This is a genomic window from Streptomyces atriruber, from assembly GCF_001418325.1.
GTDB classification, from domain to species: Bacteria; Actinomycetota; Actinomycetes; order Streptomycetales; family Streptomycetaceae; genus Streptomyces; species Streptomyces atriruber.
The window spans coordinates 1-4752 of the sequence record NZ_LIPN01000468.1 but is presented as its reverse complement, the minus strand read 5'-3'; the positions used below and the strand labels follow the sequence as shown (position 1 = coordinate 4752).

The 4752-nt window shown below is 72.1% G+C and carries 6 protein-coding genes; 3 read left to right on the top strand and 3 right to left on the bottom strand.

Going from position 1 to position 4752, the window contains the following annotated elements:
- The coding region (locus AOK03_RS36090; RefSeq protein ID WP_167355682.1) for a thioesterase II family protein at nt 1–496 on the top strand (496 nt) is incomplete at its 5' end.
- A 27-nt stretch (nt 497–523) separates the two neighbouring features.
- On the opposite strand, the gene ku is transcribed toward AOK03_RS36090, so the two are convergent.
- Nucleotides 524–1678, bottom strand: coding sequence for a non-homologous end joining protein Ku (gene ku / locus AOK03_RS36085; RefSeq protein ID WP_055569611.1), 1155 nt, complete (start codon nt 1676–1678; stop codon nt 524–526).
- An 83-nt stretch (nt 1679–1761) separates the two neighbouring features.
- Here ku and ligD point away from each other — a divergent pair, with 83 nt between their 5' ends.
- Complete coding sequence (gene ligD / locus AOK03_RS36080) at nt 1762–2652, top strand: non-homologous end-joining DNA ligase (RefSeq protein ID WP_055569609.1); 891 nt, start codon at nt 1762–1764, stop codon at nt 2650–2652.
- Nucleotides 2653–2683: 31 nt separating this feature from the next.
- Here the strand turns inward: ligD and AOK03_RS36075 are convergent, their stop codons facing one another.
- Entirely contained in the window at nt 2684–3421 is a 738-nt protein-coding gene (locus AOK03_RS36075) for a dienelactone hydrolase family protein (protein WP_055569608.1), read from the bottom strand.
- Nucleotides 3422–3708: 287 nt separating this feature from the next.
- Here AOK03_RS36075 and AOK03_RS36070 point away from each other — a divergent pair, with 287 nt between their 5' ends.
- On the top strand, nt 3709–4137 hold the full coding sequence (locus AOK03_RS36070; protein ID WP_055569607.1) for a hypothetical protein: 429 nt from the start codon (nt 3709–3711) through the stop codon (nt 4135–4137).
- Nucleotides 4138–4150: 13 nt separating this feature from the next.
- On the opposite strand, the gene AOK03_RS36065 is transcribed toward AOK03_RS36070, so the two are convergent.
- Nucleotides 4151–4752 (bottom strand): nuclease-related domain-containing protein (locus AOK03_RS36065; RefSeq protein WP_055569606.1); only part of this gene is annotated, 602 nt, incomplete at its 5' end.

Sequence of the window (4752 nt, the reverse complement as noted above, 5' to 3'; positions counted from 1 at the left end):
CAGCATGGGCGCCGTCCTCGCGTTCGAGACCGCGCGGCGCATGACGGCCGCGGGACGGCCGCCCGTGGCCCTGTTCGTCTCCGGACGGGAGGCCCCCTCGCTGCCCTGGCGTCCCGTGGCGGACCGGCCGGTGCACGAGATGTCCGACCCCGAGCTCGTGGACGAGATGCGGAAGCTGTCCGGCACCACCAACGAGCTCCTGTCCTCCCCCGAACTGCTGCCGCTCATCCTGCCGCCGGTCCGCGCCGACTACCGGCTCCTGGAAACCCACGTCCACCGCACGGGACCCCCGCTCGGCTGCCCCGTCGTCGCGCTGACCGGAGACGCGGACCCTCGCGTCGAGGTCGAGGGCGTGCGGGCCTGGGAGAGCGAGACGAGCGGCGACTTCTCCTGCCACGTGCTGGCCGGGGGCCACTTCTTCCTCGACAGCCATCTGCCGTACGTCGCGAAGGTCATCGCCTCCTCACCGGCGGGCCGCAGCGGAGCCACGTCGTAGCGCGGCCGCGCCGTGGCGGCGCCCCGGTCAGGCGGAGGCCCTGCGCCGCCCGCTCGTCGTCTTCTTCGCCGCCGCGGCCGTCTTCTTGGCTCCGGACGCCGCCGTGGTCGTCTTCTTGGCCGACGTCTTGCGCGCGCTCGTCCTGGCCGTCGCCTTCGAATCCGTCGCCTTCGAATGCGTCGCTTTCGACTCGGCCGTCTTCGTTCCCGACGCCTTCGCCCCTGACGTCGACGCCTTCGTCGCCGACGACTTCGTCGTCTTCTTGCCCGCGGGGGCGGCCTTCTTCTTCGCCGAGGCCGACGTCGACTTCTTGCCGCCCACCTGCTTGGGGGTCGCGCGGGACGACTTGCGGGCGAGCGGCGTCACGTCGGCCACCTTCCGCGACGTGCCCTCCGGGCTCTCGCCCCGCGCCGTGCGGGCCTCGCGGACGCTGTTCTCCAGGGCCGCGAGCAGGTCGATGACCTTGCCGCCGCCCTCCCCGGCCGGGGCCCGCTCCGCCGGGGCCGCGCCGTCGGCCTTCGCCGCGATGAGTTCCTCGACCGCGTCGCGGTAGTCGTCGTGGAGGGTGTCGATGTCCACCTCGCCGAGGGTGTCCATCAGTGCGTCCGCCAGGTCGAGTTCGGCGTCGCGCACGGTGACCTCCGTGTCCGGGGCCACCCCTTCCGGCGCACGGATCTCGTCCGGCCACAGCAGCCCGTGCATGGCGATCACGTCGTCGACCACGCGGAGCATGCCGAGCCGCTCACGGCCCCGGAGCGCGAACTTCGCGATGGCCACCTTCTTGCTGCGCTTGAGCGCCTCGCGCAGCAGCGTGTACGGCTTGGCGGCCGGGGTTCCGCTCGCCGCGAGGTAGTACGCCGCGCCCATCTGGAGCGGGTCGATGCGGTCCGCGGGGACGAAGGCGACGATCTCGATCGTCTTGGCGGTGGGGATGGGCAGCGTGGCCAGGTCGTCGTCCGTGATCGGGATGATCGAGCCGTCCGCGTCCTCGTACCCCTTGCCGATCTCCGCCGTCGGCACCTCGCGCTCCTCCAGCTCGCACACCTTGCGGTAGCGGATGCGGCCGCCGTCCTCCGTGTGGATCTGGCGGAAGGAGACCGCGTGGCTCTCGGTCGCGTTCACGAGCTTGATCGGGATGCTGACCAGCCCGAAGGAGATCGCACCGTTCCATATGGATCGCACGTCCGACACCTCACTGGGGGCGGGGAGAGTTCCGGCTTGGAGCACTATGTGGTGCTCTGGGCGTTATATGGGACTCTCATCCTATGACGCCGATCACAGAGGTGGAGGGGCGGCGGCTCGCGCTCAGCAATCTGGACAAGGTCCTGTACCCCGCGAGCGGCTTCACCAAGGGCGAGGTCCTGCACTACTACGCCGCCACGGCCGACGCCCTCCTCCCCCACCTCCGCGACCGGCCCGTCTCCTTCCTGCGCTACCCGGACGGGCCCGACGGCCAGCAGTTCTTCTCGAAGAACGTGCCGCCGGGCACCCCCGACTGGGTGCACACCGCCGAGGTGCCCCGCTCCCGCGCCGCGGGGAGCGCCCGGCAGGTCGTCGTCCAGGACCTGGCCACCCTGATGTGGGCGGCCAACCTGGTCACCGAGTTCCACGTGCCGCAGTGGCGGGCCGACGCCCCGGCCCGGGCCGACCGGATGGTCCTCGACCTGGATCCGGGGCCGCCCGCCACCGTCGTGGAGTGCTGCCGGGCGGCGCTCTGGCTGCGGGAGCGGCTGGCCGCCGACGGATTCCACACGTACGCGAAGACGTCGGGGAGCAAGGGGCTGCACCTGCTCGTACCGCTGGAGCCGGTCTCCTCCGAACGGGTCACGGCGTACGCCAAGGCGCTGGCCGTCGAGGCCGAGCGCGAGCTGCCCGGCCTCGTCGTGCACCGCATGACGCGGAGCCTGCGCCCCGGCAAGGTCTTCGTCGACTTCAGCCAGAACGCCGCCGCGAAGACCACCGCCGCGCCCTACACCCTGCGGGCACGCCCGGAGCCGACCGTCTCCGCCCCCGTGACCTGGGACGAGGTCGAGGGCTGCGACACGCCCGGCCTGCTGGTCTTCGCCGCGGACGACATCGCCCCGCGGCTGGCGAGGCACGGGGATCTGTTCGAGCCCCTCGACGACCCCGACCGGGCCCGGCCGCTGCCGCCCTGACGGCCGGAACGCACGGCCGGACCTCACGGCCTCACTTCAAGTGCCGCGCGAGGAACCGCGCCGCCCCCTCCCCCGCGGACTGCGGAACCCCCGCGTGCCCGCCCATGTTCGCGTGCAGGGACTTCTCCACGGAACCGAAGGCGTCGAACAGGTCCAGGGAGGCCTGCCGGTCGTTGCCCTCGTCGTCCCACTGCAACAGGACGTGCAGCGGAACGGTGACCCGACGGGCCTCGTCGAACACGGCACGCGGTACGAGACTCCCGGCGAACAGGACAGCGGCCGAGACCCGCGGCTCGACCACCGCGAGCCGGACCCCGATGGAGATCACGCCCCCGGAGTACCCGACCGGGCCGCCGATGCCGGGCAGCGCCAGGAGGGCGTCCAGAGCGGCCTGCCACTCCGGGACCGCCTGGTCCACCAGCGGGAGGACGAGCCGGTCCACGATGTCGTCGGCGACCGGTTCGCCGGCCGCCATGGCCCGGCGCATGTCGGCGCGCGCCTCGTCGATGACGGCCATGCGGGGGCGGACCCCGCTGCCGGGGAGCTCGATGGTGGCCGCGGCGAAGCCGTCCGCCACCGCCTGCCGGGCCCGGGCCGCCAGCCGGGGGTACATCTTGTCCAGCCCGAGCGGCGGATGCCCGAGCAGGATCAGCGGCACCTCGGCGGACGGCTCGGAGACGGGCGTCCACAGGATGCCCGGAACCTCGCCGAGGGTGAACTCGCGCTCGAGAACGCCGTCATCGAGACGCTTTTCGGAAGTGACATGCATGGTCGTGCCTTTCGGGAATGCGCAGAACGGCGCTCCCGGACGACCTACCGCCCGACCGTGACCCCTGAGGAGAGCACCCACGTCGATACGTCCACGGGTACCACCTCCTCGGTCTCTCGCACGGCCGCCGACAACGTAGCAGCGCCCGTCACCTCGCCCCAACAGGTTTTCCGGCGTGACCCACGTCATAGCTAATCAAGTTTGACTAGCATCGCTCCGTGGCATACCTTTCTCATCGCAAGCGAGCAGTCAGCAGTCTGTAGTCAAAGTTGATTAGAGGAGACCGCGTGACCTTTCTTCCCGAGACCGGATACGTCCCGACCAACGAGGACCGCGCGAGCCTGGCCGCCTGGTTCGCCGAGTACGACGCGCACAGCGCGAAGCGCGATGTCGAGCGGATGGCCGACCTGGCCGTCTTCCCGCTCAACCTGGTCAGCGACGACTCCGCGGGCGACGGGCGAGCGGCGCAGTGGGACCGGGAGCAGTTCGTGGGGACCATGACGCACGTGATGGGGGACGGGAGCGAGGACATCACCTTCGAGTCCACGCGCACGCCCGTCTTCCTCTCCCCCGCGATGGCCGTCGTCTTCACCGACTCGGTGATGACGGCGAACGGCGAGACGCAGCAGCTGCGCTACGCCGACATCCTGATCAGGCGCGGCGGATCCTGGGCCTTCCAGACCATGATCCAGGGCGGCTGGGGAGACAACCTGTAGCCGCCCGGAGGCGTCAGACCCGCTCCCAGGTGCGGCGGTCCCTGGCCAGTGCGTGCAGGGCCTCCACATCGGCCGGTTTCAGCACCCCGCCGAGGCGGGCCAGCGCCGGCAGGTCCGCCTCGCGCAGCACCCGCACATCGCGCGGCGGCGCCGCCACGTCCAGGTCGGCGGCGCCGGTTCCGGCCAGCACCAGGACGGGGCGCACCTCGGCCGTCAGCGCGAAGGAGGCCCGGCCCGCGTCCGAGCGGAGCGAGCGCAGCAGCGGGAACGGTTCGGCGCGGCCGACCGTCACCATCGGGTCGGCGATGCGCACCCGCTGCTTGCGGACGGCGAGGGTGCCCACGCAGAACAGGCCACCGGGGCCGATCAGCAGATGGTGGATACGGGCGTCACCGGGCAGCGGCAGGGAGTGCAGCACCCGCCAGCCCGCGCCCTCGAGGGCGTCCAGGGCCTCGCCGACGGACCGTTCGGCGGCGAGCGCGCGGTGCCGGGCGTCCGCGCGCAGCCTGCGGGCGGGCGCCGGGTCGCGGTCGAGGGAGATCTGCAGGGCCTCACCGGGGCGGTTGGGCGCGAGGTCGTCGTCCGGGTGGAGGGCGAGACGGGCCAGCTCGACGG

What these genes read in the sequence shown, in the direction of transcription:
- ligD (WP_055569609.1), top strand. Translation starts at nt 1,762, where the DNA reads ATGACGCCGATCACAGAGGTGGAGGGGCGGCGGCTCGCGCTCAGCAAT.
- AOK03_RS36075 (WP_055569608.1), bottom strand. Translation starts at nt 3,421, where the DNA reads ATGCATGTCACTTCCGAAAAGCGTCTCGATGACGGCGTTCTCGAGCGC.